Annotated in this window: 13 protein-coding genes and 1 riboswitch; of the genes, 1 reads left to right on the top strand and 12 read right to left on the bottom strand. The window is 57.5% G+C overall.

Annotated elements, in window-relative coordinates:
* Nucleotides 1-9: 9 nt before the first annotated feature.
* Nucleotides 10-1,584 (bottom strand): long-chain-fatty-acid--CoA ligase, encoded by a 1,575-nt coding sequence (locus tag ACN0WX_RS12690; protein ID WP_417622697.1) that lies wholly within the window; start codon nt 1,582-1,584, stop codon nt 10-12.
* Between the two features lie 68 nt (nt 1,585-1,652).
* Nucleotides 1,653-2,291 (bottom strand): DUF938 domain-containing protein, encoded by a 639-nt coding sequence (locus tag ACN0WX_RS12685; RefSeq protein ID WP_417622696.1) that lies wholly within the window; start codon nt 2,289-2,291, stop codon nt 1,653-1,655.
* A 20-nt stretch (nt 2,292-2,311) separates the two neighbouring features.
* Here ACN0WX_RS12685 and ACN0WX_RS12680 point away from each other — a divergent pair, with 20 nt between their 5' ends.
* Nucleotides 2,312-2,833: a methyltransferase family protein gene (locus ACN0WX_RS12680; protein ID WP_417622695.1), complete on the top strand. Its 522-nt coding sequence runs from the start codon at nt 2,312-2,314 to the stop codon at nt 2,831-2,833.
* A gap of 9 nt (nt 2,834-2,842) precedes the next feature.
* Here the strand turns inward: ACN0WX_RS12680 and ACN0WX_RS12675 are convergent, their stop codons facing one another.
* From ACN0WX_RS12675 to ftsA, 10 genes are all read right to left on the bottom strand, one after another.
* On the bottom strand, nt 2,843-3,805 hold the full coding sequence (locus ACN0WX_RS12675) for a bile acid:sodium symporter family protein (protein ID WP_417622694.1): 963 nt from the start codon (nt 3,803-3,805) through the stop codon (nt 2,843-2,845).
* Nucleotides 3,802-5,385, bottom strand: a complete 1,584-nt coding sequence (gcvPB, locus tag ACN0WX_RS12670) for an aminomethyl-transferring glycine dehydrogenase subunit GcvPB (RefSeq protein ID WP_417622693.1) — start codon at nt 5,383-5,385, stop codon at nt 3,802-3,804. The genes ACN0WX_RS12675 and gcvPB overlap by 4 nt, the downstream gene beginning before the upstream one ends.
* Entirely contained in the window at nt 5,382-6,740 is a 1,359-nt protein-coding gene (gcvPA, locus tag ACN0WX_RS12665) for an aminomethyl-transferring glycine dehydrogenase subunit GcvPA (RefSeq protein WP_417622692.1), read from the bottom strand. Before gcvPA ends, gcvPB begins: the two co-directional genes overlap by 4 nt.
* Before the next feature lie 18 nt (nt 6,741-6,758).
* The gene (gene gcvH, locus ACN0WX_RS12660) at nt 6,759-7,130 is read right to left on the bottom strand and encodes a glycine cleavage system protein GcvH (RefSeq protein WP_417622691.1); all 372 of its coding nucleotides are present in this window, start codon (nt 7,128-7,130) and stop codon (nt 6,759-6,761) included.
* Between the two features lie 24 nt (nt 7,131-7,154).
* Nucleotides 7,155-8,297, bottom strand: a complete 1,143-nt coding sequence (gene gcvT / locus ACN0WX_RS12655) for a glycine cleavage system aminomethyltransferase GcvT (RefSeq protein ID WP_417622690.1) — start codon at nt 8,295-8,297, stop codon at nt 7,155-7,157.
* 188 nt (nt 8,298-8,485) lie between these two features.
* Nucleotides 8,486-8,587: riboswitch (glycine riboswitch) on the bottom strand.
* A gap of 108 nt (nt 8,588-8,695) precedes the next feature.
* Nucleotides 8,696-9,355, bottom strand: coding sequence for an NAD(P)H-binding protein (locus ACN0WX_RS12650; RefSeq protein WP_417622689.1), 660 nt, complete (start codon nt 9,353-9,355; stop codon nt 8,696-8,698).
* Between the two features lie 123 nt (nt 9,356-9,478).
* The gene (locus tag ACN0WX_RS12645) at nt 9,479-10,639 is read right to left on the bottom strand and encodes a deoxyguanosinetriphosphate triphosphohydrolase (protein WP_417622688.1); all 1,161 of its coding nucleotides are present in this window, start codon (nt 10,637-10,639) and stop codon (nt 9,479-9,481) included.
* Nucleotides 10,636-12,504 carry an SPOR domain-containing protein gene (locus tag ACN0WX_RS12640; protein WP_417622687.1) on the bottom strand — a complete coding sequence of 623 codons (1,869 nt, stop codon included), beginning with the start codon at nt 12,502-12,504 and terminating at the stop codon, nt 10,636-10,638. The genes ACN0WX_RS12645 and ACN0WX_RS12640 overlap by 4 nt, the downstream gene beginning before the upstream one ends.
* A gap of 95 nt (nt 12,505-12,599) precedes the next feature.
* On the bottom strand, nt 12,600-14,132 hold the full coding sequence (gene ftsZ / locus ACN0WX_RS12635; protein ID WP_417622686.1) for a cell division protein FtsZ: 1,533 nt from the start codon (nt 14,130-14,132) through the stop codon (nt 12,600-12,602).
* A gap of 105 nt (nt 14,133-14,237) precedes the next feature.
* A complete protein-coding gene (gene ftsA / locus ACN0WX_RS12630) occupies nt 14,238-15,497 on the bottom strand; it encodes a cell division protein FtsA (RefSeq protein ID WP_417622685.1) in 1,260 nt (419 codons plus the stop codon).

The raw sequence follows: 15,497 nt of genomic DNA, 5'->3' as shown, positions 1-15,497 counted from the left end.
GCCAACTCCTCAATTCACGCCACGATCATTGCCTTCCCAATAAGGTGCCCGCAATTCCCTCCGCAATATCTTGCCGCTCGCGTTTCTCGGCAATTCCGGGATCACGTCGACTGTCTTCGGGACCTTGAACCCGGCGATGCGTTCCTTGGCCCAGGCGATGATACTATCGGTGTCGACCGCGCCAGCATCCGGCTTGGGGGACACAACCGCCTTGACCGCCTCTCCCCATTTTGCGTCCGGAATGCCGATAACGGCGACTTCGTTGACCTGCGGATGGCCGAAGATCGCATTTTCGACTTCCGCCGGATAGACATTTTCGCCACCGGAGATGATCATGTCCTTGACCCGGTCCTTGATGTAGAAATAGCCATCTTCATCCATGATTGCCGCGTCCCCGGTGTAGAGCCAGCCGTCGGCGTCCACCGTCTCCGCAGTTTTCGACTCATTATCATAATAATGCAGCATGTTGAGGCCAGAACGCGTGGCAATTTCCCCAATCGTGCCAGCTGGTAGTTCCTGCCGGTCCTCGTCGACGATCTTCATCTCGACACCGGGCAGCGGGATGCCGATGCCGCGCATCCGGTCATTGCCCGCCGGGTCATGATCCTCGGGCGGCAGGATGCAGATCGTACCGGTTGTCTCGGTCATGCCATATTGCTGGCAGAACAGCGCCTGAGGCATGGTCTGGATGCATTGCCGCAGCAGCTCCAGCGGGATCGGCGCGGCACCATAGGTGACACTGCGTACGCTGGAAAAATCCGTGTCTTTCGCGCGCGGCCAGTTGACCAGCATCTGCAGCGCCGTCGGCACGAGGAAAAACTGGTTGAGCCCCTTGTCGATGCAATCCAGCACACTGTCCGGGTGAAATTCGGGGATCACCATCATCGTCGCACCATTGAAGAAAGCAATCGGGCCGATGCCGGAACCGGCAATATGCGCGCAGGGCATGACGGCCAATGTACTGTCACCCGGCTTCAGATCAATCCAGGCATGTTCCGGCTTGTCCTCGATTAAAGGGCGCATCTTGAACAGGTTGTCGCTGGTCAGCACCGCACCCTTGGGATTGCCAGTGGTGCCGGAGGTATAGAGTTGCAGCACACCATCCGCCGGGTCGCATTGGGGCAGGTCACCGGGCGGAGCCTTGGCTACGAAATCCGCCAATGTCGGCAGGTCGGCCCCGGCACCGGTACAGATAATATTCTTGGTATCAGGGGCCTCGCGCGCTGCCGTCTTCGCCGTTTTAGCAAACTCCGGTTCACAGATCAGTAATGGCGCACCCGTGTCTTTCAGGACATAGGCGACTTCCGGCGCGGCGAGACGCCAGCCAATCGGAGTGATAACCATTCCGGCGCGGTTGGCCGCGGCAAACAGGGTAAAATAAAGCCCGCTATTCTTGCCGAGCCAACAGATACGGTCGCCGCGAGACAGGCCGGACCCGGCAAAAGCCTGCGCATATTCGGTGACCCGCTTGTCCAGTTCTGCATAGCTGACCTGACCTTCGGAATCATCAATTGCGATATTGTCCGGGGTTTTTGTCGCCCAATGGGCAATGGCAGACCCCATACATCTGCGTGTCTCTGTCATTTGCCCGCTCCTGAAATTTATTTCCTTTCTGTTAATCGGACGATTAAGACAAGGCAAGAGCGACTATGTCAGCTTTTCCGATAGATCAGCGAAATATTATTAGCAGGCATTTCGACCAAGCTTTCGCGATCAAAACCGTTGCGCGCCGCCAGCGCATCCATGTCGCCAACATCGCGCAATCCCCATCGCAGGTCTCGGCTTTTCAGACTGCGTTCGAAATCGAGATTGCTCGGTGCCGTTTCGACGCCATCGCGCAGATAGGGACCGTAGAGATAAAGCGGTGCTCCGGGATCAAGCAGGCTGGCGGCCTTTGCAAACAAACCGATACTGGATTCCCACGGGCTGATATGGACCATGTTGATGCACAGGATCGCCGCTGGCTTCGCTACGTCCCAACGCCCGGCCTGCGCATCCAGCTGCAGCGGCGGCAGGACATTGGACATGGATTCGCGCTTCGTCCACGCGGCGATCGACTGGCAGCATTCCGGGTCCGGGTCGCTGGGCTGAAAGATTAGCTCGGGAAACTGCTGACCGAAATAGACGGCATGCTCGCCGGTGCCGCTTGCGATTTCCAATATCATGCCCTGTGCGGGCAAGATATTGCGCAACAGATCCGCAATCGCATCACGATTACGCATCGTCGCAGGAGCGTGGCGCTGCTCAATGGAAGAAGGCACATCGGTGAGCCAGGGTTTTGCATCAGCCATTTCAATAACGCGCCATTTGCGTGGACAGTGGAGTTGGGATATTGCTTTCGGTCATGATGGAAGTATTTCGCCCCGAAGAAGACAGCGCGCAAGTGAAATTTCCGCCGCCGCTAGTTTATATTGCTTTTCTGCTGACCGGACAGTTGCTCGATCGGCTGAGCGGCCGAATGCCCGACTTCATTCCGGTATCGGCCTGGGTCATGGTGGCTGGCGGGGTCGCGCTTTTGGCAGGTTTTTTCTTCATGATCGCGGGTACCAGCCGCTTCAGAAAGCTGGGCAATAATCTTGAACCGTGGAAACATGCCAACCAGATTGTCAGCTCGGGCATCTACCGTTTCACCCGCAATCCGATGTATCTCGGCATGGCACTGGCTTGTCTCGCCCTCGCCTTGCTATTCCGTAGCAGCTGGGCCGTGATCCTGTTACCAGTCGCACTCCTCGTCATACGGACGCAGGTGATCGCACGTGAGGAGCGCTATCTGGAAGCGAAATTCGGCGATGAATATCTCGATTACAAAGCCAAGGTACGCCGCTGGCTCTAGGGCCAGAGCCTAATCCATGCGCCGCCAGATTGCGGCAAGAAAACTGCCAATCACAACATGATAGACTGCCGAAATCGCGCTGGGGACCGGAGCCATAGCGGCCTGCATCGGGGCGGTAAATTGCGCGGCGAAGGCGGGCGTAGACGCCAGGCTGGAGCCGAGACCGCTATTCTGCATGCCCACCTCGATGCTGATCGTCCGGCACTCCTGCACCCCGAAACCGATCGCCCTGGTTATCAGATAGCCAAGACCGAAACCGAAGAGGTGGAGCAATAAAATCGCTAGCATCAGCACCCCGAAATATGCTTCGATCAGCGCCTTGCTATTAGCGACAATCCCGCCAACGATCAGCACGACCACAATCACCGATACAAGCGGAGAAATGATCGCAGCCTTATCCGTAAGCCTTGGCAGATAGCGGTTGAGCAGGACTCCGGCGATGACCGGAAGGAGCACGATAGACACCATGTTGACGAACAGGTTCCACTGGTCAATCTCGACATATTTCCCGGCGAGCAAGCCGGTTAGCAACGGTGTTGCAATCACCGCGACCAAGGTCGAGGCCATGGTCATCGTAACCGATAGCGCCAGATTGGCGTTTGCGAGATAGGCGACGACATTGGATGCCGTGCCACCGGGACAACAGGCGACGAGGATCAGGCCAACCGCCAGACCGGTCTCCAGTCCGAAGACCATCGCGAGCAATATCCCCGCCAACGGCATCACGGTGAACTGAAGCACAACCCCTGCCCCCACGCATCGCGGAATTTTTGCAATCCGTTTGAAATCGTCGAACGACAGAGTCAGGCCCATGCCAAGCATGACCAGGCCCAGCAACACGCTGATAAACGGCTGGCCGAGTGGCCGGAAGCGACCGTCAACGACCCACAGAAAATGCTCTGGGACGAACCATGCCCAAGCTGTCCCCAATATTGTCCACAGGGCAAACAGGCTGGTCAGGCGTTGAATCATTCAGCGGCTTGAGCAAATTCCTCGTCTTCCGTCCACACTAATATCGGTTTGCGGGCCGCCTGGGTTTCGTCCAGCCGCCGACGCGGAGCGAAATGAGGCGCGGATTTCAGCAGTTCGTCCCCGGCCTTGGCCCGCTCGGCCACCGACCGGAAGGCCCCGATAAACTGATCAATCGCGGCCTTGCTCTCGGTCTCCGTCGGTTCGACCAGCATCGCGCCATGCACCACCAAGGGAAAATACATGGTCATCGGATGATAGCCCTCGTCGATCATGCCCTTGGCGAGATCGAGCGTCGACAGGTCGTTGCTGAAGCCTTTGTCCGAGAACAGGGCTTCGTGCATGCAGGGACCGCTATCGGCGAACGGCGCATCCAGCACATCTTCGAGACTGCGCAGAACATAATTGGCGTTGAGCACCGCGTCTTCCGCAACCTGCTTCAAGCCATCCGCTCCATGGCTGAGTATATAGGTCAGCGCACGGGTGAACATGCCCATCTGGCCATGAAAAGCACTCATCCGGCCGAATGTATCGGGATGACGGTCTTCCACCGTTTCCTCTTCAACCAGAGTGATATGCCCATCGGCATGGCGCTCGGTGAACGGAAGCGGACCAAATGGCGCAAGTGCCTCGGACAAAACCACCGGCCCGGACCCTGGACCGCCACCGCCATGCGGGGTGGAGAAGGTCTTGTGGAGATTGATATGCATGGCATCAATGCCGAGATCACCGGGTCGCACCTTGCCGACAATCGCGTTGAAATTGGCACCATCGCAATAGACATAGCCGCCCGCTGCGTGGACCGCGTCGGAAATCGCCTTCATGTCTGGCTCGAACAGGCCGCAGGTATTGGGATTGGTAATCATCACTCCGGCAACATCCGGCCCCAGACGTGCCTTCAAGGCGTCGAGATCGACACGCCCGGCGGCGTTGGCGGGAATATCCTCGACCTTGTAGCCGGCAAAAGCCGCAGTTGCCGGATTGGTGCCGTGTGCGCTTTCCGGAACCAGAATCACTTCGCGAGCATCGCCGCGCGCTTCCAGAGCGGCACGGATGCAAAGAATGCCACATAGCTCGCCATGCGCGCCAGCCTTTGGCGTCATCGCGACACCGTACATGCCGGTCAGTTTGATCAGCCACACGGCGAGTTCATTGATCACGCCCAATGCGCCCTGCACGCTGTCGACCGGCTGCAAGGGATGAATGTCAGCAAAGCCTTTCAGACGCGCCATTTTCTCGTTCAGCCGGGGATTGTGCTTCATGGTACAACTGCCAAGCGGGAACAGGCCGACATCAATCGCATAATTCTGGCGGCTGAGCCGGGTATAATGGCGGACCATTTCGGCTTCGGACAAGCCGGGAAGGCCGATCGGTTCCGCCCGATCCAGACCGTTCAGGCGGCTTTCCACTGTCGGCGCCTCAGGCAGATCCACACCGGTCCGGTCCGGTGAGCCGGTTTCAAAAATCAGCGGCTCATCGACCATCAAGGCGCGATTCCCGGTATGAGTGGCGACCGCATTCTGGTCGGGCGTGGCCAGATTGTCTTCCTGCCGGGTGGGGCGGCCTTCTTTGAGCATATTCATGACAGTGCTCCTTCGAGAGCTGTAGCGAAGGCCTCGACTTCCGCCTCGGTGCTGGTTTCGGTGACCGCGACAAGCAGACCGTGCGCCAGCTCCTTCTGTTCCGGATAGAGCCGACCAAGGGACACGCCCCCGAGTATTCTCTGGTCCGCCAGAGCGCGAATAATGGGGCGAGAATCTTTATCCAGAATCAATGTAAACTCATTGAAAAAACTGTCATTCATCAAATTCACGCCGTCGATTCGGGACAACCGGTCGGCAGTCTGCACCGCCTTTTTGTGATTGAGCATCGCCAGTTCGCGCAGCCCCTTTTCCCCCAGCAGGGTCATATGGGCGGTAAAAGCCAGCGCGCACAGGCCGCTGTTGGTGCAGATATTGGACGTCGCCTTTTCCCGGCGGATATGCTGCTCGCGGGTCGACAGGGTCAGCACGAAACCGCGCTTGCCTTCGGCATCGACGGTTTCGCCGCACAGCCGGCCCGGCATCTGCCGGACATATTTCTGCTTGCAACCGAACAGTCCGACATAAGGCCCGCCAAATTGCAGGCCCACGCCCAGCGACTGGCCTTCGCCAACCACGATATCCGCGTCCATCTGTCCCGGTGCCTTGATCGCCCCCAGGGCCACAGGTTCTGTCACAACAGCGATCAACAACGCCTTGTGTTTATGCACTTTTTCTGCCAGCTCGGACATATCGGCAATGCGGCCCAATATATCCGGATATTGCACCACCACGCAGCTTGTATCGTCATCAATCTGGTCGAGCAGGCTCTGGCCATCGGATGCCGCTTCGAGGCGCGGCGCTTCGTAGGCGATGACATCCTTGGTAAAACGGGCCATGGTCTTGGCCACCGACACATAATGCGGATGCAGTCCTGAAGAGAGGATCGCTTTGCTCCGCTTGGTGATCCGCCGCGCCATCACAATAGCCTCCCAGCAGGCGGTCGAGCCGTCATACATCGAGGCATTGGCGACATCGACACCCAGCAGGCGCGCAACCTGAGTCTGGAATTCAAACAGGGTCTGCAACGTACCCTGGGCAATTTCCGGCTGATAGGGCGTATAGGCAGTCAGGAATTCTCCGCGCTGGATGATATGATCGACACTCGCCGGGACATGATGGCGATAGGCCCCTGCCCCCAGAAAAAACGGCATGTCGCCAGCAGCATGGTTATTCCGCGCCAGCGCTTTCATATGCGCTTCCACCGCCATTTCTCCGGCATGCATGGGAAGACCATCAATTGGTCCCGTCAGCCGGGCTTCCTCGGGCACATCGACAAACAGATCATCGACGGATTCGACGCCGATCGTGGCCAGCATGGATTGCCGGTCTTCGGGAGTTAGCGGGAGATAACGCATTCCAGGTTCCTGACTTGATTAAAGGCCGTCGACGAACGCCTTATAGGCTTTCTCGTCCATCAGATCATCGAGTTCGCTTTTGTCGGAGAGCGTCACCCGGAAAAACCATCCGTCTTCCTCGGCCGAGGAGTTGACCAGCCCGGGTTCATCTTCCAGCGCTTCGTTGACTTCGATCACTTCGCCAGACACGGCCGCATAAACATCCGATGCCGCCTTGACCGATTCTACCACCGCGGCATCATCACCCTGATCGAGCTGGGAACCGACCTCCGGTGTCTCGACAAAAACAATGTCACCGAGCTGTTCCTGCGCATAATCGGTGATCCCGACCGTCGCGGTGTCTCCCTCGACCTCGACCCATTCATGTTCGTCGGTAAAATATCGGCTCATATTCTTGTCCCCTTCTCGTAAATTCTAAGCTTTTGATTTGCGGTGATAGTGATGCGGCACGAACGGCATGTCCGCGACCGTGCAGGAAATTTTCTTCTTACGCTGTTCGACCGTGATCGCCGTGCCGGTGTCAGACATATCCGTCGGCACATAGGCCATGGCGATCGGGCGCTGGAGCGTAGGAGAAAAGCCGCCGCTCGTCACATTGCCGATGGCGGTGCCGGATGCATCAACAATTGTAGCGCCTTCCCTAACCGGCTGGCGGCCATCAACGAACAGGCCAACGCGCTTTTTCTCGGCCTTGTCCGGATATTGCGCCAGCACCCGCTCTGCTCCGGCAAAATTGGCTTGTTCGCGCCGCGCTTTCGACAGGGCAAAATTCAAGTTCGCTTCGACCGGCAATGTTGCGGCAGTCATGTCATGGCCATAAAGCGGCAATCCCGCCTCCAGCCGCAAACTGTCGCGCGCGCCAAGCCCTATAGGCCGCACTTCATCCAGCTCGAGCAGTGCCATAGCAAGTGTTTGCGCATGTTCGGCAGGGACACTGATCTCGAAACCGTCTTCGCCGGTATAGCCGGACCGGCTGATGCCGAGCGGGATACCGCGCCAGAGAAACGGCCCCGCTTCCATGAAATAAAGTTGGGTCGGCAACGGCCAGTCCGGCTCGTGCGGATCGATACCAAGTTTCTCCAGTGCATCCGCCGCCTTCGGCCCCTGCAAGGCAAGCAAGGCCGCATCTTCCAGATGGTTGAGGGTGATGCTCCCGGGCAACTGATCGCGCATATAGGCAATATCATCATGCTTGGTCGCGCCGTTGACCACCAGATAGAGATGATCGCCCGTATTGGTCACCATCAGATCGTCGAGAATGCCGCCATCCTGTGCCAGCAACAATGTATAGCGGATCTTGCCTGCGCCCAGCGCCGACAAATTGCCCGGCGTGATCGCCTCCAGCGCTTCCGCCGCGCCTTCGCCAATCAATTGCAACTGGCCCATATGGGAGACATCAAACAAACCCGCTTCGGTCCGTGTCCAGATATGTTCAGCCATGACGCCTTCATATTGCACCGGCATTTCATAGCCGGCAAACGGCACCATGCGCGCGCCAAGGCTGCGGTGCCAGTCACCGAGCGGCAGTTGTTTCAGATTGTTGGCGTTTTCACTCATCTATTTTCCACAACATAAAAGACAGCCCGCAGCAAAGCCCTGCAAAACTGCCCCCTCTGTCACGGAACCTGAGAGTTTCATGGCTGTCCGCTGCGACGCCCGCTCCTGCCGGCCTGTCGAAACACCACTTACCCCTTCGGTGGAGCGCCGGTCGTTGCGACCATCCGCCCTCTTTCCAGAGTGCTTGTGAAGCCATTGCGGTCCAGTGGCCTGAGAGTTTCCGGGGCGGTTGCTCCTTCGGCGGCTTTTCTGTCCAGTGAGACAGCAAAACGCTCTCCCGCAACATCTCATGACCCTTGCCCGAAGGCACCGATCAAAAAGCAGATTCGAGATTGGATGAGCGGGTGAGAGGAGTCAATGATTCTGTTGTGCGGTGCGGTATTTTATGGGGTTACCCCTCACACCATCCGCCAAATCGCATCATTCTCATGCACAAAAGCGCCCGCCCCACTCTCCGCCATCAACGCCACAATCGCGTCTGCCACGTCGCTCGCCAGAATCGAGCGGTAGCGGCGGAGCCTTCCATGCAACACTAGATCAAGCAACGGGCTCGCGGCAATAGCGAGGCTTTCGCCCAATCGGTTGTCATTGTTGCGCTCACCACGTAGCAGGCCGGGGCGAATGATATCAAGACGGTCGAAATCCTGCGCGCGCAGCAGGTCTTCAGCCTCGCCCTTGGTCTTCAGATAGAAGCTCGGCGCGCTGCTGTCCGCCATGGTCGAGGAAACCGCGATAAACTGCTTCGCGCCCGCTGCCTTGGCCGCGGCTGCTACCGCGCCGACCAGATCGCGATCGACCGCTGCAAACTCCTCTTTCGACCCAGCCTTTTTCATTGTCGAACCGAGACAGGATATCACGATATCAGGCTTGATCCTGGCAATGATCGCTGGCCAGTTTTCTTGCAGCTGGACATGAACCTTCGCCTTGCCGACATCCTCCCGGTAGGGCCGACGGAGCAGCAAATGGAGCCTTTTGTCCGCCCCCTGTTCGACCAGTTTACGGGTCAGCAGGCCGCCGATCAGACCGGTGGCTCCAACGATCAGGATTTTATCGGCCATGGTCAGGATCTCCAAAAGCTCGCTAATAATAAGTCGTCATACTGGCGAAGACTGGTATCTAAACCGATTTCTGGAGGACTCACAAGCTTGGTTTGGGCCCCAGCCTTCGCGGGGGCGACGGAGTCACGCTCGGCCGGCCCGATCGCCAAAAATCTCGCGGTGCCGGTTCCGGGCATAGCGGTCGGTCATCCCGGCCAGAAAATCGGCGATATGGCGGATGCGCGCGGGTTCTTCGCCTGGCAGCGCCGAGGTCCAATCCTCCGGCATCAGATCCGGCTGTTCGCGATAGGCCTGCACCAGATCACTCACCATCATCTTGCCCGCTTCTGCCGCTGCCATTTGCTTGGGGTGATGATAGAGATTGTCATACATGAAGCCTTTCAGCACGCGCTCCATTTTCGCCATCGCATCGGAAAAGCCGCTGATCATCTGACCCGCCTGACGCACATCCTGCGCGGTTTCTATCCCCAGCCCGTCGATACGTGCACTGGTGGTTTCGAGAACGTCATTAACCATCAGGCCAATTTGGTCGCGGATCAGCTCCGGCAGCAGGAGTTTTTCGGGGACATCGGCGAACCGATCACAAATGGCATGCCAGCGTTCGGCGATAAAGGGCAATTCGAGCAATTGATCGAGGGTTAGCAGACCTGCCCTTATCCCGTCGTCAATATCATGATTGTCATAAGCGATATCGTCCGCAATTGCAGCGACCTGCGCCTCCAGCGATGGCCAGCTATCAAGGTCTAAATCCATTGCTTCATTGGCCTCTGCCAAGGCCCAGGTTGGTTTGCGAACCGGACCATTATGCTTGGCGAGCCCTTCGAGCATTTCCCATGTCAGATTAAGCCCCTTCCAGCGCGGATAGGGTTGTTCGAGCAACGTCAGCGTGCGGATGGTCTGGGCATTATGATCAAAACCGCCAAAATCTGCGAGTGCTGCTTCCAGCGCGTCTTCGCCTGCATGACCAAAGGGCGGATGACCAATATCATGCGCGAGACAAAGCGCCTCGGTCAGATCTTCATTCAGACCCAGAGCGCGGGCAATCGTCCGGCCGATCTGCGCGACTTCCAGGCTATGGGTCAGGCGCACCCGGTAATGGTCACCATCGGGCGCGACAAAGACCTGAGTCTTGTAGCGCAAGCGCCGGAACGAGATCGAGTGGATGATCCGGTCGCGATCGCGCTGAAAATCATCGCGCGGACCGCGGGTTACATCACGTTTCTCATCATGCAGCCGCCCCCGGCTATTGGCCGGATCACTGGCATAGCTTTGCAATGGCGTCATTTGGTCAGCTCGTTGACCTCGACACCATCGGCACTGGCCCACGCAAAGCCATCGCCACCACCCTTTCGGTAATCGACTTCGAACGCCTTGGCGGCCTTGAAATCAGCAAACGGCCCGACCACAAGCCGACGAGTCTGGCCCCATGGCGAAGTCCAGCCCTGGAGCCCCTTGAACAGCTCTGCCTGTTTCTTTGACATCCGACGATAGTCAAATTTCAACGCACTGAGGCTGGAACCGGTCGCAATCTGCACCCAGTAGCGCTTCGGATGCTCCGGTGGCTTCGGTTTCACCGGCTTTTTTTCAACCGGTTTGGGAAGAATTTTTGGTTGAGGCTTCGCTGGTTCAATATCGTCGAGATCGACAGGCACCACATCTGTCCGGGTTTCTTGTTCCGGTATATTTATGCCCTTGATAATGTCGGAAAGCGGTTTCGTAGCCGGTGCAGCTGCTGCCGTTTCAACCGCCGCTGGCTGCGTTTGGGCGAGATCGAAATTAACCAAGTTGACCGGGCCGGATGTCGGGGCCTTTGGGGTAGACGAATTCTCTATGGCAGGCTCAGTCAAAGGTCTGGAAACTGGCTGACGACCGGCAATTTCTACCTTGCGTTCAATCGTCTGCGACACCAGCGGGGAAGACGAGCCACCGCCGACAGCAGTTGCGAAACCCGGAGAGGGAGGTTTTGTATCCGGCTGATTTTCCGTGCTTATGGATGGCTCAGGCTTACTCTGCGACGACAAAGATCCGGACGATGCTGCGGGAGGAAATGTCACTGACTCAGCAGCGCGGGAATTGGTCGGCAATCGTCCCGTTCTTTTACCCGTGGGCGCGGGCAGTTCTGCTCGGGACAAGACCACCACTTCACTCTTCTTCAACCGACGGCTTGCTTGTCGGTCAGTCATTCTGCGGTCTGCAGCGCCGGGACGCCTGCGAGGGGACTTGTCCGGCATGGCGACGACGCGCGGCCGGTCGACATCCGCACCCAAAGATTCACCCACCGGGATCAGGCCGGCATCCGCGCCGTCGCCGCCGCGCACCGCCATGTTGGATGCCAATTGCACCGCTGCCACATCGACACCGATATTTTCATCGGCCGGGAAATGGCCGAGATGCACTGCCGCCGCCTTCTGGGCCGCCGTCAGTTTCGGCATGCCATCGAAAAATGGCTTGATAGCCTTCGCCATTGTCCGATCCATAGTCTGTTCGGCTATTTTATTGGCGTCCTTTTTCCTGCCATTCATCGCATAGATAAATGCCCGGTTGCGCCAAGCGTCCCGGTCGCTCTTCTGAAGCAGAGGATTGAGCTGTACCTCAGCCTGCTCAACATCGCCGCTGATGCCCAAAGATATGGCATAGCGTTCAATCAGTTGATCATTGCTGCCAAAGCGCATGGCCAGCTCATAATCTTTCTGGGCATCCCGGTTCCGGCCAATCAGGTCATAAGCGAGGCCCCGATCCGCAGCAATTTCGCGCAGCGGAATACCATTGGCCACCGCTTGGTCGAAATATCGGATTGCTCCGAAGGGATTTTCTTCGGCCAGCAGCGCTCTGCCGAGTCCGGCCTTAACCCTGCCGCTCGTCGAATAAATCTGGTCTGCCTTGGCCAGAAAGCCGATTGCAGCGCGCATATCGCCCAATTCAAGCGCGGCCAGCCCGGCATCAGCAAGAGCAGAAGAATCATTCGAGTTAATCGCAATTCGGCGGAGCGCATCCTGCAGATTATCGGAATTGGGCTGCACGCTGGATTGGGCTATGGCAGGCAGAGCGGCTATGCTCGTGCCCACCATCGCAGCTGACAATATCAGCAAGAATTTGAATCTATGTTTCACAAAATACATAAAGGAACGATCGCTTATGAAATCAATCATTCCTGCCATCCGGCAAGGCCAATGGTGGCACGCGAAAGACAAACTCCCTCGTGCCACTCCATCAGCGTAAAAATCCGCTTGAACCGACCCGAGTACTACTGATTATTCTGCCGGTTCAAAAACCGTGGAATATCGAGTGGGTCACGAGACTTTTCACCCTCACCATCTTCATCCTCGTCAGCTTTCGATCCGCCTCGAGTCAGGTTGGACATACGTTCAAATAATGTTCCGCCACCTGTGGCAACACGCGGGGCCGGTGGCACCGGATTTTCCGCAACAGCGTCGTCCTCGTCATCAGCCTGAATGGCATCTTGGCCAAGCACCAGCTCATCCTCTTCAGGCGCAGACTTTGATGCCGCTACTCCCGGCGTCAGAGAAGCAAAAGACGGGGTTGCAGGCGACATATCTTCCAGATCATCGTCGCCATAGGTCGCGACAGGAGCCGGTGATGCTGCCACCTCGGCTTCGATTTCGGTTTCCGGCTCTTGCTCAGGCTCTGAAACCGGTGCGGATGCAATTTCAGCTTCCTCGTCTGCTTCCTCTACGCTCTCGTCGCTGGCAATGGACGAGGCAAAACTGGACGAAGCCGGGGTGTCTTCCGATTTGCTAACCGGACTGCTCATCGCAAAGGAGGGTGCCGGTTTAGAGGGCGACATACTGCCATCGCTATCAATACCGGTGGCGACAACCGAGACACGAATACGCCCATCGAGATTTTCGTTAAAGGCACTGCCCCAGATGATATTGGCTTCGGGGTCGACCAGTTCACGAATATGGTTTGCGGCTTCGTCGACTTCCATCAGGCGCATATCCTCGCCGCCGGTAATGGAGACGATAACGCCCTTCGCGCCCTGCATCGAGACACCGTCGAGCAACGGATTGGCAATTGCCTTCTCAGCAGCTTCCAGCGCACGTCCGTCGCCTTCTGCTTCGCCGGTGCCCATCATTGCCTTGCCCATTTCGTGCATCACGCTGCGGACATCGGCAAAGTCGAGGTTGATCAGGCCAGGCATGACCATGAGATCGGTAATGCCGCGAACGCCCTGTTGCAAAACTTCGTCGGCAAGCAAAAAGGCTTCCTTGAAGGTCGTGTTCGGATTTGCGACCAGAAACAGGTTCTGGTTCGGAATGACGATCAATGTATCGACGTTCTTTTGCAGCTCCTCGATGCCCGCTTCGGCGGCTTTCATCCGGCGCGTACCTTCAAAAGTAAACGGCTTGGTCACCACACCGACGGTCAAAATACCGCGATCGCGTGCCGCTTTTGCAATCACTGGAGCAGCGCCGGTCCCCGTACCGCCACCCATGCCAGCGGCGATAAAGCACATATGCGTACCTTCCAGCGCCTGCTCGACAAGATCAATGGTTTCCTCGGCGGCCGCCCGGCCTACCTCCGGGCGCGATCCTGCGCCCAATCCCTGCGTAATATCCGGCCCGAGCTGGATACGTCGCTCGGCAGTCGCACTGTTGAGCGATTGCGCATCGGTGTTGGTGACGATGAAATCCACACCTTCAACCTGAGCCGCAATCATGTTGGCAATGGCATTGCCCCCTGCGCCGCCTACCCCGATAACCGCGATTTTCGGCTTCAGTTCCTCGACTTCCGGTGGGCCAATATTGATACTCATCTCACTGTCTCCCGAGACATTTCATCGTGCTGTCATATTTTGTTAACGCTTTGCACAAATTTCCTGTGGGAATCACCCGAAAAGTTAATTTATTTTGTCAAATTTTCAAAAATTTCCCCGGATCGCAGACATCAGTCGCCCAATTACCGCTGATCCGCCATAATTATGGACATTTTGATGGCTGCTGGACAGCGATCTCAGATCAACCGGATCCTGGGACGCATAAAGCGCCAACCCCGCCAGACCGGCGAAGGCCGGACCGCTATGCGCTTCCGGAAGAGCGCTCAGTCCCGATGGGCGCCCGACACGCACAGTTCGGCCCAGCGCCGATTGCGCATAATCGGCTATGCCCTTGAGTTCGGCACCGCCGCCGGTCAGGACCACCTGTCGACCAACTGGTCCGGTAAAGCCCAATTCCTTCAGGGCCTTTCCAATTTCTCCGATCAGGTGGTCCAGCCGCTGCCGGATGACTGCGATCAGCTGCGCCCGGGTGATCCGCCCGTCTTCATCAGTATTTTCCGCCGTTTTCTCGAGATCAAGGTTGATAACATCGTGATTATCGCGCGGGCTGGTGGTGGCGGACCCGTAAAAACATTTGATCCGCTCGGCCTGCGCGCGCCGCAAACCGAACGACGAAGCGATGTCGTCGGTAATATCGGCGGCACCATAAGGCAAAGTCGTCAAACCGACCAGCATACCGCCGGCAAAGAGCGAGACATTGGTCACTTCTGCCCCCAATTCAACCAGCGCAACGCCCAGCTCGCGTTCTTCTCTCGACAGACAGGCGGTGCCCGCCGCAATCGGGGAAGCGACGATGGATTTCACATTCAAATGCGCACCGCGCACGCTCATATCGATATTGCGAACCGGTGAGCCTTCAGCGAGGATCACGTGAATATCCACGCCCAGACGATCGGCATGCAAGCCCTTGGGTTTCTTCACCCCGTTCAGGCCATCCAGCGTATAGAGAGCCGGCTGTGCGTGCAGCACCATCTTGCCCTTCGGGTCTATGCTGTTGCGTCCGGCATCCAGCAGCAGATCAATATCTTCCTGTTCAATCCGGTGGCCGCCCAGTTCGGTTTCGACCGAGGTCAGCATGCTCTGCAAACCGCCAGCCGAAAAACTGACCCAAACATCATCGATATTGGTACCGGCGATACGCTCGGCCTGCTCCACCGCATCGCGGACGTCCAGTTCGGTTGTTTCAGTATCTGCTATATAGCCGCGTTTCACACCTTTGCTGGCCCGCTGTCCCGTGCCAAGAACGGTCATCTCGCCATTGTCCATCCGTCCGGCAATCATCGCGGAGATTTTTGACGAGCCGATATCCAGTGCCGTGAAGATTTTTTCTACCCGTGCTGCCAT

Origin of the sequence: Parasphingorhabdus sp. (assembly GCF_048269915.1) — a bacterium.
In the GTDB taxonomy this organism is placed as follows: Bacteria; Pseudomonadota; Alphaproteobacteria; order Sphingomonadales; family Sphingomonadaceae; genus Parasphingorhabdus.
Note: the sequence above shows the minus strand (reverse complement) of the source record. Positions and strands in the feature narration are given on the sequence as shown.

Bases quoted from the DNA above. Each gene is read 5' to 3' on its own strand.
- ACN0WX_RS12685 (WP_417622696.1), bottom strand. From the start codon at position 2,291: ATGGCTGATGCAAAACCCTGGCTCACCGATGTGCCTTCTTCCATTGAG.
- gcvPA (WP_417622692.1), bottom strand. From the start codon at position 6,740: ATGCGTTATCTCCCGCTAACTCCCGAAGACCGGCAATCCATGCTGGCC.
- ACN0WX_RS12650 (WP_417622689.1), bottom strand. From the start codon at position 9,355: ATGGCCGATAAAATCCTGATCGTTGGAGCCACCGGTCTGATCGGCGGC.
- gcvPB (WP_417622693.1), bottom strand. From the start codon at position 5,385: ATGAATATGCTCAAAGAAGGCCGCCCCACCCGGCAGGAAGACAATCTG.
- ACN0WX_RS12640 (WP_417622687.1), bottom strand. From the start codon at position 12,504: ATGATTGATTTCATAAGCGATCGTTCCTTTATGTATTTTGTGAAACAT.
- ACN0WX_RS12675 (WP_417622694.1), bottom strand. From the start codon at position 3,805: ATGATTCAACGCCTGACCAGCCTGTTTGCCCTGTGGACAATATTGGGG.
- ACN0WX_RS12690 (WP_417622697.1), bottom strand. From the start codon at position 1,584: ATGACAGAGACACGCAGATGTATGGGGTCTGCCATTGCCCATTGGGCG.
- ftsZ (WP_417622686.1), bottom strand. From the start codon at position 14,132: ATGAGTATCAATATTGGCCCACCGGAAGTCGAGGAACTGAAGCCGAAA.
- gcvT (WP_417622690.1), bottom strand. From the start codon at position 8,297: ATGAGTGAAAACGCCAACAATCTGAAACAACTGCCGCTCGGTGACTGG.
- ftsA (WP_417622685.1), bottom strand. From the start codon at position 15,497: ATGGCAGCACGGGTAGAAAAAATCTTCACGGCACTGGATATCGGCTCG.
- gcvH (WP_417622691.1), bottom strand. From the start codon at position 7,130: ATGAGCCGATATTTTACCGACGAACATGAATGGGTCGAGGTCGAGGGA.
- ACN0WX_RS12645 (WP_417622688.1), bottom strand. From the start codon at position 10,639: ATGACGCCATTGCAAAGCTATGCCAGTGATCCGGCCAATAGCCGGGGG.